Source organism: Chloroflexota bacterium, assembly GCA_020161265.1.
GTDB lineage: Bacteria > Chloroflexota > Chloroflexia > Chloroflexales > Herpetosiphonaceae > Herpetosiphon.
The window spans coordinates 1,102,583-1,120,190 of sequence record JAIUOC010000001.1 but is presented as its reverse complement, the minus strand read 5'-3'; the positions used below and the strand labels follow the sequence as shown (position 1 = coordinate 1,120,190).

Here is a 17,608-nt window from a genome sequence, read left to right as displayed (position 1 = left end):
AATTAACGGATTGCTAATGGCAAATAAACTTGGGGTAATTGCACCGCCGCTTCGACCGAACCGACATCACAGCTCGCCACCCGCGCTGCGCCCCGTTGATCAGTCGTTGGGCAAAGATTAGGATCGGCACTATCAATTAATGGGCTGCCCGTCAGCGGCGTATAAACTGGCATGGCAACGCGCCCGCCATTCACTTGGAGCGCCGAAAGCAGCAGATTATTGGTATTTTGCTGATCGCTGGTCGTATCGAGCCCAGCGCATGTACCGTCGCTAAAATTGAATCCCAACGATTGGACAGCGCTGCCGCCACAATTATTGCTAGCGCCAGCCACGACACTATTGCCAATTTGAATAATGCCTGGTTGTTCGCTGGTCAGCGGCGAATCTTCGTACCATTCACTACCAGCCAAAGCGGTGTTATTGTAAAAAGTGCTGTTGGTAATCACCGCATAACGGGCTTTGTGATAAAGGCCACCACCAAATTGATCGGCCTGATTTTCGGCTAGCGTCACGTTGGTCAACGTCAGGTTATCGTCGGAATTTTGGTAAATTGCGCCGCCATGACCAGCGCTGGCGCGATTGCGAATCAGGCTGGCATTGCTGATAAACAGCGTGCCACTAGAATGAAAAATTGCCCCACCGCCGTTTGTTCCAGTTGCTTGATTCGCCTCGATTAACAGATCGACGAGTTCGGCATGCGTGCCATAACTACTGATCGCGCCACCCTCGTCGGCCTGATTGTTCAGCAAACGCGAGCGTTTGAGCAATAAACGCCCGCCGCTATTCCAAATTGCACCGCCAGTGCCACTAACCGTATTAGCTTGTAATAAACTATCGGTGATCGTCAGGCCGCCAGTGTTTTCGAGCGCACCGCCATAACCGCCAGTATTTTCGAGAAAGTTGCTATAACGAATGGTCGCCGAGGCTTGAGTGTGAATGAAGATCGCACCGCCATCACGGGCTTGATTGCGATAAAAACGGCTGTTGGTGATTGTGGTTGGGCCAACGCTATAAATCGCTCCCCCAAATGAAGTAACTGTGTTGGTCGGAGCTATATTGGCAGTAAAATCACTGTTGTCAATAGCCAAATCGCAGCCATCGTTATAAATCGCGCCGCCCGAAGCCGAGCGATTGCCCTGAAAGCTGCTATTGCGAATTATTAGGCTGCCACCGCTGCCTTGAAAGCAATAGATCGCCCCGCCTTGATCGGTTGCTTGATGATTTTTGAGAATCACCTTATCGAGCACAACCTCGGCTCCAACTAACTCCAATGCCCCGCCGCCAACCGCCGAAAAACCTGCTTCTAGCGTCAAATTTCGTAGATTCAGCTGAATTGCACCGTTGGCTACAAACAATCGATTGAGATTACGCCCGCTCAGCGTAATTTGATTTGCCCCATCAATCGTGGTAGAACTAACCAAAATCTTATCGCTTGTAAGATTAATTGTGGCTGCTCCGCCGCAATTAAAGCTAATAGTGCCACCGTTGCTCAGCGCTGCATCCAGCGCAGCCTCGGTACAACTAGCAGGCGTACCAGTGCCAACCACGCCAGCAGAGGGCGCAGCCTGAACCTGAATTGCCGCAGCTAACGTACAACAAACGATCAACAAAGCTTTTAAAAAGTGCATAATTTCCTCCAGAGTTGGCTTTGACTCATTCTGAAGGATTTATACCAGCAGCCTTGGCAAAAAACTTGACATTTCCTACCAAGTCTAACCAAAGCTGAATGATTTGACCAAAAACCATGACCTTTTTATCAATCGACAATCAGCGTTAACCTGTTACGATCAGCTTGACGTGGGCAATCCCAGCGACGAGGAAGTGACGATGACTCAAACTGCAGTTAATTCACCAGCGGCTTTTGGCAAGCAATTGCGCTTGTTGCGCCGCCGTGCTCGCCTAACCCAAGCCGAATTAGGGATTGCCGTGGGTTATAGCGATGCCCAAATTTGTCGGCTGGAAACAGGCCGTCGCCCACCTGACTTAACGACGTTGATTGCGCTGTTTTTGCCAGCACTCGATATTGAAGCTCAATCGCACGAAGCTCAGCAGCTTTTAGAATTAGCCGCGATCGCCCGCGAGGAATTAATTGCTGAGCCAAGCCAGAACAATCATGGTGCGCTCAATCAAGCGCTACCAACCTTGGCCAGCCATTTGCCCAGCCCAACCAGCCACTTTTTAGGCCGTGGCGCTGAACAACAACGCATATTGCAATGGCTGAATAATTCTACGATTCGCTTAATCAGCATTGTGGGCTTGGCGGGCATTGGCAAAACCCAACTTGGCTTGCAATGTTTGCATCAATTTGCCAGCCAAAGCGAGCAGCAATGTGTTTTTGTTGATCTGGTGACTGCCAACGATCCTGAATCGATGGTTCAGGCGATCAACAAGGCGCTTGAAATCAGCGAAAGCCCCGATGAGCACCCCCTGAGTTTGGCAATTAGCCAGCTTGAGCAGCAACCAAGCTGTTTACTTTTGGATAATTGTGAACAGATTCAGGATGCCAGTCGTGTGATCAGTCAATTGCTCAGCGAAGTACCAACCCTCAAATTAATCGTTACCAGCCAAATAGCCTTGCGTCTGAGTGCCGAACATGTGCTACAACTCACGCCCTTGGCCGTTCCCAACTTGTTGGCCTTGCCGCCCTTGGCTGAATTAGCTCAAATCGAAGCGATGGCTTTGTTGTTGGCCCGTTTGCAAGTGCATAACCCCAAACTTGAATTGACCGAGAAAAATGCACTGGCGCTTGCTGCTTTGTGTGTACGCGTCGATGGTGTGCCTTTGGCGCTAGAGTTAGTTGCTGCCTCAGGCCGCCTATTCGACCCCGAAGCGTTGTTGAGCGAATTGGCCAGCCATTTTTTGAGCATGCGACGGCGGGGCCGCGATTTACCGTCGCGCCACTACTCGGTTACAACTGCGCTGGCATGGAGTTATCAACAGCTTGATTCGGCTAGCCAGCGCTTGTTTGAGCGACTGAGCGTATTCGTGAGCGGCTGGACGGTCGAAGCAGCCTTGGCGGTTTGTGGCCCAGAGTATCAACGCCATGAGTTGATCGAACAATTAAATGTGCTGCTTGATCATAGCCTGATTCAACAACAAACCAGCGCTGATTCGACGCGAATGAGTATGTTGACGATGGTGCGGACGTTTGCCCAAGAGCAAGCCAACAAGCATGCTGAACACGATTTGCTCAAGAGCCGCATGCTCGATTATTTGATTGAACTAGCCCAGCAAGCCGAGCAACCACTGCGTTCAGGCAATAACCAAGCTATGTGGATTCAGCGGATCGAGGCTGAGCACGATAATATTCGGGCTGGCTTAAATTGGGCTTGGCAACACAACGCCCACCAACGCGGCATTCAGTTGGTGGGCTATGTATGGCGCTTTTGGTATATGCGCGGCTATTTACGTGAAGGTCGGCGTTGGTTTGAAAACCTACTGATCAGCCATGAGCCAACTGCTGATGTTGATTTTGCCCGGGCACTTGATGGGGTAGGCATTTTGGCTTGGCGACAAAGCGATTATCAGCAGGCTGAACAATGGTATCAGCAAGCGCTTGCCATCTACCAAACCAAGCAACACACTGCTGGCCAGGCGCAAGTTTTGGGCCATTTGGGCTTGGTGGCGATGGATACCGGAGCCTATGCTCAAGCTGCGGCTTACTACGAACAAAGTTTACCGCTGTATCAAGCTGTTGAAGATCAATCGGGGGTCGTTGCCACGTTGCACAATCTCGGCAATCTCTATTGCCAACAATCGGAAAATCAACGGGCGAGCCAACTCTATCAAGAATGTTTGCAAATCTATCAGGAGATGGGTGATCAATCGGGCGTGGCATTAATTGCCTTGGGCTTGGGTGTGATCGCCCGCGATGAACAACGTTTAGACGCAGCTCAAGCCTCGTTTGAACAAAGCCTCAACTTGGCGCGTGAGTTGGGCGACGATTGGAATGAAGCAACGGCCTTAATCAACTTGGGCAACATTGCGATCGATACGCACCAGCCCAAACTTGGCTTGGAGCATTATCAAACAGCCAAACAGATTTTTGAGCGTTTGGGTGATCAACAATCATTGTGTCTGATCGAAAACCGAATTTCCAATGCTCACTGGCTGCAGGGCGACTATGCCCAAGCCCAAGCTGGCTACCGTCAATGCCTCATGTTAGCCCATGCAATCGGCTTTGATGGCGGAATTATTGAAGGCTTAGAAGGGCTAGCCCATTGCTTGAGCCAAACGTTGCCAACGACTGCTGCCCAACTCATGGCCTACGCCGCCCAGATGCGTAGCACCAAAGGCTACCCAATTATCCCAGCCGATGAACCTGGCTATAACCAAATTGGGCAAGAAATTCAGGCCCATTTAAGCACCACAGCATGGCAACAGGCTTACCAGCAAGGCCAACAGCTGAGTTTGCAACGCGCGGTAAGTTTAGCGTTGGCCAATTGAGCCGAGGCCTACCCCAAGAAGGGGAATTGACGTGACCATGCGGCTGGATATACTAGGCCACAGCTTAGTTTAGAGGAACCATATGCGCACAATTGATCTTGCTACTTGGCCACGTCGTCAGCACTTCGAGCTCTACCATAGCATGACTTACCCACATTTTAGTTTATGTGCCAATGTCGATATTCAAATTTGGTATCAAGCAATTAAGGCTCGCCAAGCGCGTTTAAGCACTAGCCTTAGCTTTGTATTTGCCCGCGCCGCCAATGAACAAACGGCCTTTCGTTGGCGAATTCGCGGGGATAGTGTGGTTGAGCATGATCGGGTTGATCCTTCGCCAACCGTCTTGCTCGATGACGATCTCTTTAGCTTTTGTGTAATTCCCTATCGCGCTGATTATCATGAATTTTCAGCCTTAGCAGAAGCCAAGGTCGCTGAAGTCAAAGCCAACCCAACCATCAGCGACGAGCCAGGCCAAGATAATTTGCTGTATATGACCAGCATTCCGTGGGTCAGCTTCACCAGTATGATGCACCCTGTTCATCTCAACCCAATCGATTCAGTTCCACGTATTTCGTGGGGCAAACACACCCTTGAAGGCCAGCGCCGCTTGATGCCTCTAGCAGTACAAGTTCATCATGGCTTGATGGATGGCTTACATGTTGGGCGTTTCTACGAGCGAGTTCAGGCAATTCTCGATCATCCTGAGCAATTTTTGAGCTAAGTTTGTACACCAAGCAGCCAAAACAGTGCTTAATCATCCTTTTTACATCCATTTCGATCGATTAAAATCAATAGGTGTGTAGATAGGTGCAACGCTTGCACTGGCAATCGTAAGCGTTGCTAGCACTGTGAGGTTTGGCATATGCTACCTATTCAATGGCCGAGCACGCGACGGTGGGGCATGGTTTTGGGTGTTATGCTAGCGTTTTGGCCAAGTTTCGCTTTGGCTTGTACCCAACCAATTGGTGGGCATCCACGCTATACTGCGACCGAGCATACCAATGCCGCCGCAATCGTTTTAGAAGGAACAGTCGTTGGTGGTCAACCTAACGACAGCCCCTACATTCTGACTGCAACTGTTGAGGTAACTCAATATTTCAAAGGGGTTACGGCTGGGGTTGGAGCGCCTTTTGTTTACATCGATGGTTTTGGCAGTAGTGCGGCATGTCGTGCAGAAGTTAAAATCGGTGATCGCCTCATTTTTTATGTTCGAATTGGGCCAAAAGGCCAGTGGGAAGCCCACTATATGAGTGCTGGCGATGCTATTGCCCAAGTTACCCCTGAGCTTGTGGCCGAAATTATCGCCGCAGTTGGCAGCCCGCCGGTTGCACCATTGCCCTCAACGCCTGGGCCACTTGATCCAACATCGATCCCAATCACTACGCCAGCCGACCCCGCAACGGTTGTCGTACCAACGCCGCAATTACCGCGCGAACTGCCAGCGACCAGCCAAGCAGGTTTACCATTAATTTGGTGGGTTTTGCTGGGATTAACCTGTTTGGCTGGTGGCATCTGGTTGCGTTGGCAGTATGTTAAATCAAGAATCTAGCGGACATATTTAAGAACATAGCTTATAGCGGTTCTAGTTTAACGGTTTACGATAGGTGGTTGAGGTATATTCAACTTCAAAACCACATTGTTGATAGACGCGCAGTGCCCCCGTTGGGTTTTCGCTGTCAACGCCCAAGGCCGCCTCAGTCATACCCATATCACGAAAGATCGCTAAACTACGGTTGATCAAGCCTGAGGCTACCCCTTGTTTACGCCATTGCCGTCGCACGCTGATGCCTTCGGTATAGCCACGCTTGAGGTTATACTCGGCATTTTCGTTTTGGTCGATATAATTAAGCACCATGCCCACCACCTGATCACCCGACCATGCTACTTGCCAAAGCTCCGGCTGGAAGAAGGGTGATTGAACCCAGCGTTGAAAATCAGCTTCAGTTGGCTCGGAATAGCCCCAGTGGTCGCGGAAGGCTTCAGCATCGGCTTGCCAAACTTCACGATAAACTTCTGGTGGGCTTGGGCGAGTTTCGATCCCTGCGGGTAACTCTTGGCTGCCGATCGGCTGGCTCAAATCGCGTTTCATGCTGAAACCTTGTCGGGCCGGCTCATAGCCAAATTTTTGGAAAAGCTTAGCACTGTAGGGGTTACGATCGAAGCCATAGGTTTGAAAGAAAGGTATGTTGGTGGTGGGATTTTCGGCATGAATTTCGCGTAAACGCTGCTCTTGATAGGGCAAAATTGCGCGGCCAATTCCGCGATTGAGCCATTCTGGTCGAATATGAGCAATTGCTCGTAAAATCCGATTGCCAGCAGTTTCATCGTACCAACGACTAAATGCATAGCCAACTGGTTGCTGATCAACTTCGATGATCACCAAATCTTTGGATAAATCGGCATTTGGGGTGTTACGATATTGGCGTTGAATATCCTCGGCGGTGGTGATATTGCGTTCAGCTAGGGCTTTGGATGCTGCGGTATAGATCTCGGCCATTGCGGCAAAGTCGGTGTCATCGCGAAAAAAGCGTACTTGAAAGCCATCAATTTGCGGTGGATTACTCAGTTGGATTGCTACTTGTTGCTCAGTCATAATGCTAAGGTTGCTCCTGCTTGATTTGGTATTGCTGCTGCCAAGTATCGTTTGCTGGCCGCAGTTTGCCATCAGCCTAAGGCCGATTTAAGATCTCCGCCTTGCGACTGAGCACAGTTGGGCAAGTTCATTCTGATGGTATAGTTAAGCGGGAGTGGGTTGCCTCACGCTATTTTCCGAGACTTTGCAGCATGAAGGAACCGAATGAGTACTGATGTAATTAATTTAATTTTTGGCATGAAACTGCGTCAAGCCCGCCTCGAAGCCAATTTAAGCCTGACTGAATTTGCTGCACGCGCTGAATTATCGCCGTCGTATGTGACTGAGATGGAGAAGGGGCGTAAGTATCCCAAGCCCGATAAAATTGTTAAAATGGCCCAAGTTTTGGGTAAAGGCTACGATGAGCTGGTCTCGATCAAGCTGAATCCGGCCTTGGCCTACCTTGAAAATATGCTTTCTTCACCGTTGTTACGCCATTTTCCCTTCGAGGAATTTGAGCTTGACCCGAATGAGTTGGTTGGTTTATTTACCAAAGCTCCCGATAAAGCTAGCGCCTTGTTACACGCAATTTGGGAAATTGCCCGCCAATATGATATGAAGGATGAGCATTTTTTTCGGGCGGCGCTGCGTTCGTATCAAGAAATTCATGAAAATTATTTTCCCGAAATTGAGGAAGAGGCCGAAGCCTTTGCCGCCAAATATCAGCTCAATCTCTTTCCGGTCGGCATCGACCAGCTCAAGCAGATTTTGCAGCAGCGATTTGGCTATCACATTGATGAAACCAGCTTAGCCGAGCACGAAATTCTCTCGCACTATCGCGCTGTTTATATTGACACACCGCGCAAAACCTTGTTGATCAATCCGAATTTGTATCAATTGCAGCGTAAATTTATTTTGGCTCGCGAGCTTGGTTATGCAGCGCTCGGCTTGAATGAGCGTTCAGTCACCTCGACGCCTGATCAAGTGCTGTCGTTTCGCCAAGTTTCCAACGATTTCAAGGCTTCATATTTTGGCGGTGCGCTGTTGATGCCGCGTCAGCCGATGATCGCCGATATTGCAACCTTGTTCAATCAAACGACATGGAGCGCCGAGCCGCTGCTGGCGATGCTTAATCACTATGATGTTACGCCCGAAATGTTGCTCTATCGCTTCAGCGAGGTAATTCCGGCGGCTTTTGGTATTTCGTTGCACTTTTTGCGCTTCCACAATGTTGAAGGCTCCTACAAACTGATCAAACGAATTAATATGAATCGTTTGTTGCTACCAAGTGGAATCGGTTTACACGAACATTACTGTCGGCGTTGGCTGGCCTCGCGGCTCTTGATCAATTTGGCTGATCATAATGGACAGCAACAACCCTTGGTCGATGTGCAAATCTCGGAGTTTTTAGAAAGTCAAGATCGCTTTTTAGATTTGGGGTTTGCGCGGCCATTGGTGTTAACGCCAACCGTTGGCAGCAGTGTGGTGGTTGGTTTTCGCTTTACGCCCGAGCTTGCTAAAGTGATCAAGTTTGTCGATGATCCGGCAATTCATCGCGCGGTAATTCACGAAACCTGTCAGCGTTGCCCGATTGACGATTGTGCGGTGCGTAAATCTGTGCCTACGGTACTATGGGGCGAGCAACTGCGTGATCGGCGTAACGCCGCAATTGCCGAAATTCGCCGAACGTTGTTGCCATAATGTTCCAAAAGACCAATTAACCCACGACAGCGCCAACCTTCGGCGCTGTTACTATTTAACCCCAAGTCCTAGGACTTTTGACTGAATTGACATAGAATAGTGTTAGGGTTATTATTTGACTTATCAGTCATAAATTGTTTGATGGTCAAATAATGGCTGAGCGTAAGGAATTGAGCATGCCAAGCCTAGAGAAACCAACCAAGCCCGCTGGATCGTTGAAAGAGCGCCAACGCGAGGAACGCGCTCGACTGATTTTAGAGGCAGCCCAAACCATTTTGTTGGAGCGCGGCTACCACGAAACCTCAATCGACGATATTGCAGCCCAAGTTGGCATTGCTAAAGGCACAGTCTATTTGCACTTTCCTAGCAAAGAAGATTTGATGATTGCCCTGGTGGAGCGGCAATTACAAAACTTTGTACAGGTGATCGAAGCCGTGGCAGCCAGCACCAGCAGTGCCCGCGAACGCCTAGAAGCGATTTTGCAACGCACCTACGATCCTAGCGAAGCTCGTCGGATGCAGATTTTTCTCGAGGTGTTTGGCAGTGCTGATATGCGTTCGCGGTTTGCTGAAAAGCATGAACGCACCCAGCCGATTATCGATCATGTGCGCAATTTGCTACGCGAAATTATCGAGCAAGGCAAAGCTCAGGGCGAATTTGATCCGCAAATCTCAACCAAAGTCATGATTGTGATGTATCTCAATTTGCTTTCTCCTCGCAACTACCATCATCTGACAACTGATCAAACAGTGGCGTTTGAAGAGTTGCTGCCTCAAATAATTCAAATTTTCTTCCATGGGATTTCACGGAAGTAAGCTTAAGAAAGGCGCGGAATGGAAACGGCAATTAAGCAAGCGGCTTCGGCAGCAGTTGAATTTGAACAGCCACGCTATACCAAGCGCGAAACTTTGCTCACCATGCTGAGCGTGCTCTTGGTGATGCTTTTGGCCTCACTTGATCAAACAATTGTGGGTACGGCGATGCCCAAAGTCATCACCGAATTGCATGGCTTTGATCGCTATACCTGGGTTACGACGGCCTATCTGTTGGCTTCAACCGTGATGGTGCCAATTTATGGCAAGCTTTCGGATATGTTCGGGCGTAAGCCGTTGTTTATCTTTGGCTTAGTTGTCTTTTTAATTGGCTCAGGTTTGTGTGGCGCGGCTCAGAGCATGAACCAATTAATCATCTTTCGTGGCTTGCAAGGCTTAGGCGCAGCCGCCTTGATGCCAATTGCCTTGGCGATTGTTGGCGATTTGTTCACGCCGCGCGAACGCGCTCGCTGGCAAGGCATCACTGGTGGGGTTTTTGGGATTTCGGCCATCCTTGGGCCAACTGCTGGTGGCTGGTTGACTGAACACGTTTCATGGCGCTGGATTTTCTACGTTAATTTGCCGTTGGGCATTATCGCGCTCTTGACTTTGGTGTTTTTGATGCCAACCCTTGGCCGCAAAGCCCAACGGGTCAAAATCGACTATATCGGCTCGATCTTGTTGGTTGCTGGCACAGTGCCGCTGTTGCTGGGCTTTACTTGGGCTGGTTCACAATACGCTTGGCTTTCAACTCAAGTTTTGAGCATGTTTGGGCTTTCGATTGTATTTTTGGGTGCATTCATTGCCTTTGAGGCATGGCTTGAACGCAACAATGGCCAGCCAATTATCGAGCCAAGCCTGTTCAAAAATAGCATTTTCCGCATCTCAGTGTTGATCACGATCATCTCGAATATGGCGCTGTTTGGCAATATTTTCTTCTTGCCTTTGTTTGTGCAAGGCGTAATTGGCACCTCGATTACCAATAGCGGCCTGATTATGACCCCGTTGATGCTAACTGCGATTATTTGTAGCGTGGTAGCAGGCCAAATTGTGGCGGCAACTGGTAAATACAAAATTATCGCAATTGTGGGGATGGCGATTAGCGTGTTAGGTGGCTTCTTGCTGCTGCAACTCGATATCAATTCGACCAATACCAACGTGGCGATTGATATGGTGGTGCTGGGTTTGGGCATGGGCGCGGGGATGTCGTTGTATACCTTGATTACCCAAAATGCCTTGCCCAACAAAATTGGTCAGGCAACCTCAGCCTTGACCTTCTTCCGCTCAATTGGCAGCACAATTGCTTTGGCGGCGATGGGTTCGGTAATGAATTCGGCCTATTTGCCAGCTTTCAAAGCGGCAATTCCAACCGAAGTTGCCCAAAATGTGCCAGCCGAAAGCTTAGCAGCCTTCAATAACCCGCAAATTTTGCTTTCACCCGAAACCCAATCGCTAATTCAAGCCCAGTTTGCCCAAGGTGGCCAACAAGGCGAAGCGCTTTATAACACCTTGTTGGGCGCGGTCAAATATGGCTTGGTTGATGGCATTCACCATGTGTTTATCTTCAGCTTTGGCATTACACTTTTGGGCTTTGTGGTAGTCTTCTTCCTCAAAGAAATCGAGTTGCGTGGTGGCCGCAAAAAAGCTGAGGCCCAAATCGAACAAACTGGTGAAGCTGGTTCAGCTGGCATGGCGGCGTTTCATTAATCAGAACATAGAGCAAAGAACATAGAGCAAAGAACATAGAACATAGGAATTGGGGATCGGGCTAGCAATAGCTCGATCTTTTTTAACGCAGAGGCGCAGAGCGAATAAGGTTATAGGCTAGTGGCTTTGGGCTATCGGAACGTTTGTAGGATTACAATGATTGCCATTGCCTATAGCCAAATGTCTATAGCCTCGTCTTCACGTTCTTCGCGCTCTTCGTGGTTTCGGCCTTTGTGGTCTTCGTGCACTTCGTCAATCAAAACCCAATATGCTATAATGGCTTGGTCTGTTAACAAACATTGTGTGGTGAGAAAACAGTGCAAAGAGCCTCCACGACGTTACAAACAACCCCCATCACGCGGATAGAACCATCCAAAGGCTGGGTTTCGCTGCAATTACGCGAACTCTGGGCCTACCGTGAATTACTGTTTTTTCTGATTTGGCGCGATGTTAAAGTTCGCTACAAACAGACGGTGCTGGGCGCAGCTTGGGCCATCATCCAACCAGTTTTTTCGATGATTGTCTTTACGCTGATTTTTGGCAGGTTGGCCAAATTGCCTTCCGATGGCATTGCCTACGAAGCTTTTTCGATTACGGCGCTCGTGCCATGGGCGCTGTTTGCCAACGCACTCAGCCAAGGCTCAAATAGCTTGGTTGGTAACGCCAACTTAATCAAAAAAGTCTATTTTCCCCGCTTAACTGTGCCAATTTCAACCGTGCTTGGTGGCTTGGTCGATTTTGCGATTGCCTTTGTCGTGATGTTTGGCATGCTGCTATGGTTTGGCATCACGCCAAGCCTCCGTATATTGGCGCTGCCATTATTCATTATGCTGGTGCTGATCACTGGTTTAGGTGTGAGTTTATGGCTAGCGGCATTAAATGTGCAGTTTCGCGATATTCGCTATGTCATTCCGTTTATGGCCCAGCTTTGGCAATATGGTAGCCCGGTGGCCTACTCCAGTAGCTTGATTCCTCAAGAATGGCGCTGGCTCTATGGCTTGAATCCAATGGCTGGCGTAATTGATGGCTTTCGTTGGTCGTTGCTGGGCACAGGCCAAATCAGTTGGTCAAGCATGCTGCCATCGGTGGGCATTGCCCTATTCCTGCTGTTCACCGGAGCTTTATACTTCCGCCGAATTGAAAAACAATTTGCAGATATGGTGTAACAATGAGCGAGATTGCGATTCAGGTTGAGCATTTAAGTAAGCAATTTCGCATTGGGGCGAATGCATTTCAAAAAACCTTTCGCGAAACAGTGTCCGATATGATGTTAGCGCCGGCCCGCCGCTTGCGTTCGGCCATGCGTGGTCAAGGCAGCCAAGCCGCCACTAAGGAATTTTGGGCGCTGCGTGATGTTTCATTCGATGTTAAGCAGGGCGAAGTCGTTGGGATTATCGGCCACAACGGCGCTGGCAAAAGTACCTTATTGAAAGTGCTTTCGCGAATTACCGAGCCAACCACTGGTTCGGCCTTGATTCGTGGGCGGGTTGGGACGCTGCTTGAAGTTGGTACGGGTTTCCATCCCGACCTGACAGGCCGCGAAAATATGTACCTCAACGGAGCGATTCTGGGCATGAGCCGCGCCGAAATTAACCGCAAGTTCGATGAAATTGTGGCCTTTGCTGAGGTCGAGCAATTTATCGACACCATGGTTAAACATTATTCCAGCGGCATGTATTTACGCTTAGCCTTTGCGGTGGCGGCCCACCTTGAGCCTGAAATTCTGATTGTCGATGAGGTTCTGGCGGTTGGCGATGCGCAGTTTCAAAAAAAGTGCTTGGGCAAAATGGGCGAAGTTGCCCAAAATGGCCGAACTGTGCTGTTTGTCAGCCACAATATGGCGGCAATTCGCAGCTTGTGTCAACGGGTGGTTTGGCTCAACCAAGGCACTGTGCTCAAAGATGGCCCTTCGGCAGCGATTGTCAACGAATATTTGATGCAAACCGTCACTTCGAGTAGCTCACGCGTCGATTTGCGCGAGGCAACTCGTCATTATGATTATGGCAAACGCTTTAAGATTAATGACCTAACCTTTAATCATGGCGAGCCAATTTTGCATGGCGAGACGCTCAACGTAAGTTTCAACTACGAAGCCTATGCCGATGTCTATGGTGTGTCGTTTGGCTATGGGTTCTCCTCGCTCGAAGGCACGCGCCTGATGACGGTCGATAGCGATTTGAATGCACCACGCTACCTTATTAAGCGCGGCCAACACGGCCAACTCACCAGTACCCTCGATACGCTCAACTTGCAACCTGGCATTTATTTGCTTGATGTTGGGGTGCGTTCGGGCGATGGTAGTGCCTTGGATTACCTGCCTGGGTGTGCTCAGGTCGAAATTTTGCCTGGCCCGACCACACCCGCCTCAATGAGCCGCTTGGATTATGCCGGTAATGTACGGCTTGGCGGGCAATGGCAATGGCCTGAGACGGCCCAAGAGGATCGCGATTAATGCAACCATTAAAGATTCTGGTGTTGACCAGCTTATTTCCACCGCACTATATCGGTGGCTACGAGGTTGGTTGTGGCGATGTGGTTGCTGGTTTACGCGCCAAAGGCCACGATGTAACAGTGTTAACCAGCACCTACGGCGTGGATCGCGAAGTACGCGAAGGCTTTATCGAGCGCTCGCTGACGATCGATATTCACCCCGTGGCCCAAACCACTTTAGCCCACCAACGCCGTTTATACGAACGTGAATTGCACAATCAGCCACGCATTTTAGACCTTGCTGAAGAACTAAAACCCGATATTGTGTTTGTCTGGAGTTTCTACCAAGCCTCGATGTCGGCAGTGCGTATGCTCCAAGCTCGCGGTTATCGCACAGCCTTTTTCATCTCCGATCACTGGCCAATCCGGATTGGGATTTTCGATCCATGGCACTATATGCCGCGCCATCCTGTGCGTTGGCTTGGGCGCAAACTGCTTGGCCGGAAGCTTGGGCGCAAAACTGGCTTTCGCAATAATTTGCCATTGAGCTATGCCAATGCAATTTTTGCTAGCGACTTTTTGCTCAAGCAAACCCAACCCATCGGCCCAATGCCCAATGCTCAAGTGATTCGTTGGGGCGTTGATTACGATTTATTTGTGCGCCGTGAACGCTCAGCTGGCATGGGCCAGCGTTTATTGTTCGTTGGCCAAATTTCTGGCCACAAAGGCATGGAAACCTTGCTTGAGGCTTTTGCCTTGGTGCAACAGAAGCATGGTTTTGAGCAGGCAACGCTCTCGATTGTTGGGGCTGGGCTTTCCGCCGAATATACCAGCGAGATGCAGCGCTACGCCGAAACTCTTGGTATCAGCCAAAGTGTCGCTTGGCGGGGCAAATTACCGCGCCAAGCGCTACCCGACATCTACGCCAGCCACGATATTTTGATCTTTCCATCGCGTTGGGACGAACCATTTAGCATTACGGTAGTTGAGGCGTTGGCAATGGGGTTGGTGGTTGTGGCCTCGGATACTGGCGGCACAACCGAAATTATCAAGCATGAACAAACTGGCATGGTGTTTGCCCGCGACGATGCTGCAAGCTGCGCTGCCCATATTGCAACCCTCTTTACCCAACCAAACTTAGCTCAAAAACTCCATAACCAAGCCACCCAAATTGTCGATCGTGAGTTTCGCATGAGCACCATGATTGATCGGGTTGAAGCAGCGCTCTATGCTGCCTGTAACAAGGATTCGCGCCATGACTAAATATATTGCTCGCACACGCCAAATTGTTTGGAAAAATTATCTGCGGGCTTTGCCAGCATTAAAAACTGTTAGCCGTGCCTTAGGGATCGAAAACGCTGCTCGTTCAGCAATGCGCACTATTTTGCCCAAAATTCAGGCTAAACGCACCAGTAAATGGGCATGGGCCAGCGAAACATCCAAATGCCGTGCGCGACTCGACCCATTTTGTGTTGGTTATGGCTTAGATTTAGGCTTTGGTGGCGATCCAATTAATCCACGGGCGGTGCGGGTCGATTTACCGCAACCCTACACGGCGGTCGGCCAATATCCAGTGCAATTGGGTGGCGATGCCGATCATTTATATTGGTTTGCTGATAATGTGATCGATTATATTTATTCGTCGCATTTGCTCGAAGATTTCGACGATACCAAAGCTGCACTAAAAGAATGGTTGCGGGTATTAAAAGTTGGTGGTCGCTTGGTGATTTTCTGTCCCGATGAGCAACGCTTTCGAGTTCATTGCCAAAAAACTGGCCAGCCCTATAATCCTCATCACAAGCATGCCCATTTTTCGCTAGAGTTTGTCAAAGGCTTGCTGCGTGAATTAGGCCAAACCAAATTTATTCATGAAAACCCCGATGTTGATATTTATTCGTGGGAACTGGTGTGCGAGAAAATTGAGGCCTAGTTGTGGCAGATCCAAACCAAATCTCATTTTTAGCGCGAGTTCAGCGCCGCTTGCGCTACGATTGGCAAAGCAAATTTTTGCCGCGCTGGTGGCATTTAAACTTACACTTACGCAAACCCACGATTCGGCGAGTGCTAGGGTTTGGCGGTGGGCTTGGCGATCAATTATTATGCACAGCGATTTTTCGGGCCTTACGCGAACATGGCGAGGCCGATCTTTGGATGCAAACTAATAATCCCGAATTATTCGCGCATAACCCCGACATTGCTGGAATAATTCCGGTGATGCCCTATTATTTTAAAATCATTGAACAGCATGGCTTGCCATTCAAGCGGCTCAATTATACGACCCATATTAAAGAACAAGCCCGCGATTTACCACCACAGCAACATCTGATTACCAATATGGCTTCGGTTTTGGGAATCGATTATCCGGTGGGCGTGCGGCCTTATCTGCATTTAACTGAAGCTGAACGTACTCAACATATTATTTCCAAGCCCTATATTGCGGTGCAAAGCTCAATTTTGGCAGCACGCTATCCAATCGCAACCAAAGAGTGGTATCCCGAACGCATGCAAGTTGTAGTCAATCAATTAGCCAAACGCTTTACGATTGTGCAACTTGGTATGCCGAGCGACCCCAAACTTGAGCATGTGATCGATCTGCGTGGCAAAGCCAGCATCCGCGAATCGGCAGCAATTTTGCAGGCTGCGCAGCTCTTTATTGGCTTTGTCGGCTTTCAAATGCACTTGGCACGGGCAGTCGATTGCCGCTCGGTGATTATTTTTGGTGGTCGTGAAGCACCGTTTCAATCGGGTTATAGCTGCAATAGCAATTTGTACACGCCATTAAGTTGTGCGCCCTGCTGGCTCTGGGAAAATTGCCCAATCGAGCGCCAATGTATGCAGGAAATTACGCCAGAAATGGTTTTGGCGGCGGTCGAAGAGCAATTAGATTTAGTTGGCCAGCCATTGAAAATCGATTATATCACGCCACGTCCAGCCCATGAATTGATCGAATTGGAGATTCATTGTGCATGAATTAACTGCCACGCTAGCCAAATTAAGCCAACAACGGGTCTTAATTGTTGGCGATGTCATGCTCGATGAATATATTTGGGGCGATGTGACGCGCATTTCGCCCGAAGCGCCAGTGCCAATCGTCAATGTGCGTTCGCGTAGCTATCGGCCAGGCGGAGCCAGCAATGTTGCCGCCAGCATTGCCGCGCTCAATGCCGAAGTGCTGCTTAGCGGGGTGATCGGCGACGATTTGGCGGGCCAACAACTCAAAATTGCCCTCCAACAGGCGGGCGTTGCCGATAGCACAGGCTTAATCAGTGCTCAACGGCCAACTACGCTCAAAACCCGCATCATCGCCCATAACCAACAGATGTTGCGCTATGATAGCGAGGTCAGTACGGCGCTTGATGCAGCTAGCGAAGCAGCACTGTGCGCTTGGGTTGATCAACAGATTGCTAATTGCCAGGTTTGTATTCTCTCAGATTACGCCAAGGGTGTGCTGACCGAGCGAGTTTGCCAACATGTCATTCAACAGGCACGGCACTACAACATTCCGGTGGTGGTTGATCCCAAGGGCATCAATTATCAGCGCTATGCCCAAGCCAGCGTTATTACGCCCAATCTGCAAGAAACCCAAGTTGTAACAGGGCTAAGCCTACAAACGCTTGAACAACTGCACCATGCTGCTGATCAATTGTTGGATTTGCTGCAAGGCGCAGCGCTGATCATTACCCGCAGCGCTGATGGCATGGCGCTCTATCGCAACGACCATGCCCCAGTCTTTTTGCCAACCCATGCCCGCAACGTTTACGATGTCACTGGAGCAGGCGATACGGTTGTGGCAATTTTGGCCTTGGCATTAGCCAGTGGCAGTAGTTTGGAGCATGCCATGCAATTGGCCAATCTGGCAGCTGGAATTGTGGTGGGCAAAGTTGGCACGGCTACCGTCGATCTGGCCGAATTATCGCAAGCAGTTACCAGCCTTTATTAA

14 protein-coding genes are annotated in these 17,608 nt (G+C 49.7%); 12 read left to right on the top strand and 2 right to left on the bottom strand.

Going from position 1 to position 17,608, the window contains the following annotated elements; all coding sequences use genetic code 11:
• Positions 1–2: 2 nt before the first annotated feature.
• A complete protein-coding gene (locus tag LCH85_04090) occupies positions 3–1,628 on the bottom strand; it encodes a hypothetical protein (GenBank protein MCA0351154.1) in 1,626 nt (541 codons plus the stop codon).
• A gap of 199 nt (positions 1,629–1,827) precedes the next feature.
• Between LCH85_04090 and LCH85_04085 the strand changes: the two genes are divergently transcribed.
• The 3 genes from LCH85_04085 (at position 1,828) to LCH85_04075 (ending at position 5,995) form a co-directional block, all read left to right on the top strand.
• Positions 1,828–4,446, top strand: a complete 2,619-nt coding sequence (locus LCH85_04085) for a tetratricopeptide repeat protein (GenBank protein ID MCA0351153.1) — start codon at positions 1,828–1,830, stop codon at positions 4,444–4,446.
• A gap of 82 nt (positions 4,447–4,528) precedes the next feature.
• Positions 4,529–5,167, top strand: a complete 639-nt coding sequence (locus LCH85_04080) for a chloramphenicol acetyltransferase (protein MCA0351152.1) — start codon at positions 4,529–4,531, stop codon at positions 5,165–5,167.
• Between the two features lie 141 nt (positions 5,168–5,308).
• Positions 5,309–5,995 carry a hypothetical protein gene (locus LCH85_04075; GenBank protein MCA0351151.1) on the top strand — a complete coding sequence of 229 codons (687 nt, stop codon included), beginning with the start codon at positions 5,309–5,311 and terminating at the stop codon, positions 5,993–5,995.
• Positions 5,996–6,028: 33 nt separating this feature from the next.
• Here LCH85_04075 and LCH85_04070 read toward each other — a convergent pair whose 3' ends face one another.
• Positions 6,029–7,039, bottom strand: coding sequence for a GNAT family N-acetyltransferase (locus LCH85_04070; GenBank protein MCA0351150.1), 1,011 nt, complete (start codon positions 7,037–7,039; stop codon positions 6,029–6,031).
• Positions 7,040–7,243: 204 nt separating this feature from the next.
• Between LCH85_04070 and LCH85_04065 the strand changes: the two genes are divergently transcribed.
• The 9 genes from LCH85_04065 to rfaE1 all read left to right on the top strand — a co-directional run bounded on the left by LCH85_04065 (position 7,244) and on the right by rfaE1 (position 17,608).
• Positions 7,244–8,719: an ImmA/IrrE family metallo-endopeptidase gene (locus LCH85_04065; protein MCA0351149.1), complete on the top strand. Its 1,476-nt coding sequence runs from the start codon at positions 7,244–7,246 to the stop codon at positions 8,717–8,719.
• 176 nt (positions 8,720–8,895) lie between these two features.
• Complete coding sequence (locus LCH85_04060) at positions 8,896–9,534, top strand: TetR/AcrR family transcriptional regulator (GenBank protein MCA0351148.1); 639 nt, start codon at positions 8,896–8,898, stop codon at positions 9,532–9,534.
• A gap of 18 nt (positions 9,535–9,552) precedes the next feature.
• Positions 9,553–11,238, top strand: a complete 1,686-nt coding sequence (locus LCH85_04055; GenBank protein MCA0351147.1) for an MFS transporter — start codon at positions 9,553–9,555, stop codon at positions 11,236–11,238.
• A gap of 317 nt (positions 11,239–11,555) precedes the next feature.
• On the top strand, positions 11,556–12,404 hold the full coding sequence (locus tag LCH85_04050) for an ABC transporter permease (GenBank protein MCA0351146.1): 849 nt from the start codon (positions 11,556–11,558) through the stop codon (positions 12,402–12,404).
• 2 nt (positions 12,405–12,406) lie between these two features.
• Positions 12,407–13,690, top strand: a complete 1,284-nt coding sequence (locus tag LCH85_04045; GenBank protein ID MCA0351145.1) for an ABC transporter ATP-binding protein — start codon at positions 12,407–12,409, stop codon at positions 13,688–13,690.
• Positions 13,690–14,931, top strand: coding sequence for a glycosyltransferase (locus LCH85_04040; protein ID MCA0351144.1), 1,242 nt, complete (start codon positions 13,690–13,692; stop codon positions 14,929–14,931). The genes LCH85_04045 and LCH85_04040 overlap by 1 nt, the downstream gene beginning before the upstream one ends.
• The gene (locus LCH85_04035) at positions 14,924–15,598 is read left to right on the top strand and encodes a methyltransferase domain-containing protein (GenBank protein MCA0351143.1); all 675 of its coding nucleotides are present in this window, start codon (positions 14,924–14,926) and stop codon (positions 15,596–15,598) included. Before LCH85_04040 ends, LCH85_04035 begins: the two co-directional genes overlap by 8 nt.
• Before the next feature lie 2 nt (positions 15,599–15,600).
• The gene (locus LCH85_04030; GenBank protein ID MCA0351142.1) at positions 15,601–16,638 is read left to right on the top strand and encodes a glycosyltransferase family 9 protein; all 1,038 of its coding nucleotides are present in this window, start codon (positions 15,601–15,603) and stop codon (positions 16,636–16,638) included.
• Positions 16,631–17,608, top strand: a complete 978-nt coding sequence (gene rfaE1 / locus LCH85_04025) for a D-glycero-beta-D-manno-heptose-7-phosphate kinase (GenBank protein ID MCA0351141.1) — start codon at positions 16,631–16,633, stop codon at positions 17,606–17,608. The genes LCH85_04030 and rfaE1 overlap by 8 nt, the downstream gene beginning before the upstream one ends.

Excerpts from the sequence above, each read along its gene's own strand:
- LCH85_04085 (MCA0351153.1), top strand. The coding sequence starts at position 1,828 with ATGACTCAAACTGCAGTTAATTCACCAGCGGCTTTTGGCAAGCAATTG.
- LCH85_04040 (MCA0351144.1), top strand. The coding sequence starts at position 13,690 with ATGCAACCATTAAAGATTCTGGTGTTGACCAGCTTATTTCCACCGCAC.
- LCH85_04090 (MCA0351154.1), bottom strand. The coding sequence starts at position 1,628 with ATGCACTTTTTAAAAGCTTTGTTGATCGTTTGTTGTACGTTAGCTGCG.
- LCH85_04055 (MCA0351147.1), top strand. The coding sequence starts at position 9,553 with ATGGAAACGGCAATTAAGCAAGCGGCTTCGGCAGCAGTTGAATTTGAA.
- LCH85_04035 (MCA0351143.1), top strand. The coding sequence starts at position 14,924 with ATGACTAAATATATTGCTCGCACACGCCAAATTGTTTGGAAAAATTAT.
- LCH85_04075 (MCA0351151.1), top strand. The coding sequence starts at position 5,309 with ATGCTACCTATTCAATGGCCGAGCACGCGACGGTGGGGCATGGTTTTG.
- LCH85_04060 (MCA0351148.1), top strand. The coding sequence starts at position 8,896 with ATGCCAAGCCTAGAGAAACCAACCAAGCCCGCTGGATCGTTGAAAGAG.
- LCH85_04080 (MCA0351152.1), top strand. The coding sequence starts at position 4,529 with ATGCGCACAATTGATCTTGCTACTTGGCCACGTCGTCAGCACTTCGAG.
- LCH85_04070 (MCA0351150.1), bottom strand. The coding sequence starts at position 7,039 with ATGACTGAGCAACAAGTAGCAATCCAACTGAGTAATCCACCGCAAATT.
- LCH85_04045 (MCA0351145.1), top strand. The coding sequence starts at position 12,407 with ATGAGCGAGATTGCGATTCAGGTTGAGCATTTAAGTAAGCAATTTCGC.
- LCH85_04065 (MCA0351149.1), top strand. The coding sequence starts at position 7,244 with ATGAGTACTGATGTAATTAATTTAATTTTTGGCATGAAACTGCGTCAA.